This is a genomic window from uncultured Campylobacter sp., assembly GCF_938039245.1.
In the GTDB taxonomy this organism is placed as follows: Bacteria; Campylobacterota; Campylobacteria; order Campylobacterales; family Campylobacteraceae; genus Campylobacter_A.
This window is the reverse complement of the sequence record NZ_CALHVN010000030.1, coordinates 1-3094: the sequence shown is the minus strand read 5'-3', so window position 1 is coordinate 3094 and position 3094 is coordinate 1. Positions and strand designations below refer to the sequence as shown.

Below are 3094 nucleotides of genomic sequence, written 5' to 3'. Positions count from 1 at the left end.
ACGCTACGGTAACCTACGGACAAATAGGCGATAGCGCTACTGCTAAAGCCAACGACGTAAGCATAAACGCTACGGGACAAAAGACGCTAACGACGGGAAATATCTACGCAAACGGCGACGTAAATTTAACGACTAAATTTACGCAGGAAGGCTCAAGCGCAATCTACGCCAAAGAGACGGTATCAACCGATACTAGCGTAGTAGGAGAAATTAAAGCTAGAAATTTCTCTTTAAACCATAGCGCAAACTCTGGTATAACAGACGGCATTATACGAACTAACGGAAATTTAGACGCAACCGGAAATTTAACCGTAAACGCAAGCGGATATAAAGAGCTAAAGATGAGCGTAACTCCGGTAACAGCCTTTAGCCCGATAACCGATTGGGAAAAGATCAACGTAGGCGGAGACGCTAAATTTAATACGACCGCAACCGTAGCTGGCGCCTCCACAGAGATAGGCTATCAACCTAGTCCTACTGTAATCACCCCTGACGCAGTAACCGTAAAATCAAAGAGTCTAAGTATAAACGCTAACGCAGCTTCAGGTATAACCGATTCTACTCTGAAGCTATCAAACTACGAGTCTTTAGGCGGCAACATCGATATAACGGCAAATAATCAAAAAACCGTCGATATAGGCTGGCTAAGAGGATTTAACACCAGCGATAGTAGCAAGAAAAGCGATGTAAACATAAACCTAAATACGAACGTAGCAGATGCTAGAGTAAAGATAGGGACGGAGGATTCAACAATCCATAAGTATGGTATCGGCACCGGTACGGGTCTTACCGACCATGCTAGCGTCAAAAATGTAAATATAAAAGCTTACGGACAAAAAACATTAGACGTAAAAGGCATTAATGCTGCAGAAGATATAAATATCGATATCAGTGGTAGCGGGCTAGACTCCACAGCCGATTTCAAGTTTATATCGGGCCGCAATATTACGATTAACGCAAGCAACATTAAAGAGCTAAATTTAAAAACTCTCACGGCGGAAATGGAAGGCCATAAATTTGGCAATGTTACGATAAACACTGGAACGCACAACTATCTACAAAACGTTACTCTTGATGACTATATAATTGCTAAAAATATAACTCTTGAGATGTCAAATTTGACGGCGCCTATGACATTGGGAGGCGGTAGTAGCTGGAAAGTAGGAGAAAGCATAACGATTCGTTCCGGCAGTAGCGCTCCGATCACTTTTAACATGATAGATGTAGGTTGGGGTATGGATGGGGACAGTGCCAAGGACTTCGTGGCAAATCTAACAAACGTAATAACCGGCATAACGGCCTATTCCAACGATACAGTAGAGACTATCACCGTAAAAGGCGGAATAACAAATCCAGATAGCCTACTAGCTCTAGGTACGATTACGGATTTTTGGGTAGACGGGCTAAGGGCTAGCAATCTAAAAAGTATCGACCTAAGCGAATACGACAACGCAAGCGGAATCACAAAAATAACCACTATAGACGGAGCTGCCTATAACGATAACGTAACTACCGTAAAAGGCTCAAAAACCAAAGACGAGATAGAAATCGGCTCTAAAAATCTAAAACTAGTCGACACCGGCGCAGGCGACGACAAAGTAAAATTTACGATAACTCAAACCAAAGACGTAACCGTAAATCTAGGCGAAGGAAACGACACTATCACTACTGCAGCATTAACCGCTAATAAGAAATTTGAGATCAGCGGCGGAGCGGGTAATGATAAATTTAAATTAGCCGCATCTACGACTACCGATAATACCGCTAGCAAATACGTAACCATAACCGACGCAAGCAGAGGCGACAAGATAGGTCTTAGCAACTCGGTAACGGGTTTCGTAAAAACAAATGCAAATGCTACCAGCGGTCAAACCGACCTAAAAGACGCTATAAACGCGGCTCTAGCTAGTCAAGGTACGACTACGGCAAATAATATATATGCCGTGTATTACGGTAACGAGACATACCTAGTAAGAGACGCCGACGCTAGCAAAACTCTAAGCGCAGGAGATAATCTAGTAAAACTAGCAGGGTTATCAAACTACGACGTCCTAAACGGAAACGTCATAACCGATACCGACGGCGTAACCAAACTACTAGAGATAACTAACGCTTAATAAATTCCCCTCTTAGGATTTACGTCTATAAGGCGTAAATCCGCCTTAAGCGATCCAAAAACGCTTTATATTTAGCCTACGCGTAAATTTGCCCAAAAACCCCGCAAGCTATCTAAAGAATCTAAATCCGAGCAAAAGAGCTTTAAGCTTTAAACTAAATGCTAAATAAAAAACGAGTAGCTACGCTTATGTAGACTCGTAAAATAGATTTAAATTTAAAGCGGCCTGATAAATTTAACGGCAAATGCGCTTAGCTAAATACCCGGTTTAAAGCCGAGTATTTTTTACTACGAGCATTAGACTCTTGCGTTATACGTCTAATAAGAAATAACTAGCAAAAACGGTAAAACAGTAAAAAGCTAGATTAAGCCTAGCGTCTCTAAAACCGCATGCAAATTTACCCGCCCGGTAAAGCCTAATCTAATGAATAAATTTAACTAGAGGTTTGCGTTTATAATAAATACGCAAGCTAAATTTTCTAACCAAAGGTGCAAACGTACTCAAATTTAATCGTGCTAATTAAATTTTTACAAATAGCGTACAAATAGCCGATTTGAGTAAATTCATGCGCTTACATTAGGCTAGCTCTAATAACTTCACTCAAAAAATCCCTTTTTCACGAGCTTGCCCTCTTTTACGCAAAACTCTCCTTTGGCGATCACGCTATCTAGGTTTAGAGCTTCGTCAAATACCGCAAAATCGGCATCAAAGCCTACTTTTATCTCGCCTTTGCCGCCTAGATTTAGGTATTTTGCGACGTTTTTACCCATCATACTTAGCGCTTGCGGGATAGTTAGGATTTTATTTTTGACGCAGGCTTGCAAGACTTCTAAATTCGTCTCGCACGAAGCGCAGCCGTAGCCCACCAGCGCGCCCTTTTCGTCAAATCTAGGCACGCTGCCGTTGCCGTCCGAGCTCATCGTTAGACGCTCTAAATTTAGCCCGTTAGCAAGCCCGTACGCGATAGCTTCGTGAAG

General features: G+C 42.1%; 2 protein-coding genes. One reads left to right on the top strand and one right to left on the bottom strand.

Going from position 1 to position 3094, the window contains the following annotated elements; translation table 11 throughout:
- Positions 1–2117: hypothetical protein (locus Q0218_RS05225; RefSeq protein WP_297967098.1), on the top strand; the 2117-nt coding region annotated here is incomplete at its 5' end.
- 596 nt (positions 2118–2713) lie between these two features.
- Here Q0218_RS05225 and Q0218_RS05220 read toward each other — a convergent pair.
- A partial coding sequence (locus tag Q0218_RS05220; protein WP_297967095.1) for an amidohydrolase family protein occupies positions 2714–3094 on the bottom strand: 381 nt, incomplete at its 5' end.